This is a genomic window from Blautia sp. OF03-13 (genome assembly GCF_003460685.1).
Classification (GTDB): domain Bacteria; phylum Bacillota; class Clostridia; order Lachnospirales; family Lachnospiraceae; genus Fusicatenibacter; species Fusicatenibacter saccharivorans.
In genome coordinates this window covers 1-663 of the sequence record NZ_QTVR01000064.1, presented here as the reverse complement: position 1 = coordinate 663, position 663 = coordinate 1, and the positions used below count along the sequence as shown (strand labels likewise).

The window sequence follows — 663 nt, the reverse complement described above, 5'->3', positions numbered from 1 at the left end:
ACAAACTTGAAATTGTAAATCTTAAAAAATGGTTTTCAAGTAATTTATCCAGTCGGATAACCCTTCTTGATTAAACTCCAACAAGGCTTTCGAATATATATGAAACGCTTCTGAATCGCTTTCTTCCATAAAATGTAATGCTTTTTTGGGACCATAATAGTGTATGCCTTTTATATCAAAATATATTTCAAGGCTGTCACACAATAACCAATGCCAACGATAGTAACCTTCAACATCTCCTCGCATTGTGCGTAACAGCATCTTTTCACACCATTTAATTTCCTGCGAAACATCTTTTGCCGTTTTTAAGGGAATATGTTCTATATAGTCAAGTACATTCTTTTTTAGCCATCCACCCATTCCGTTTTTATCCAGTATGATTTTCCCATCCCACACCTGTGCAAACTCAGCCGGGTCGTACTCCGACAGGAACTGATCCGGCGGATAAATAAATACATCAAGAACAACGCCATCAACAAAAGATGAATCATGCAGTTTTTCTTTTCCTGCAATAATAAGTGCATCAAAGTCACTATTCAGATTTGCACTTCCGTCAGCAAAAGAACCATAGACAATTATCGATTCCGGTTGATAAGTCTTTTTCAAATAGTCTATTATTTTGTCCGTACTTTTCATTACATTCGCCTCCTCAAATACCGATTT

1 protein-coding gene is annotated in these 663 nt (G+C 36.2%); it reads right to left on the bottom strand.

The window, feature by feature from the left end:
- Positions 1-21: 21 nt before the first annotated feature.
- Positions 22-663 (bottom strand): nucleotidyltransferase domain-containing protein (locus DXA55_RS16910; RefSeq protein ID WP_330415370.1); only part of this gene is annotated, 642 nt, incomplete at its 5' end.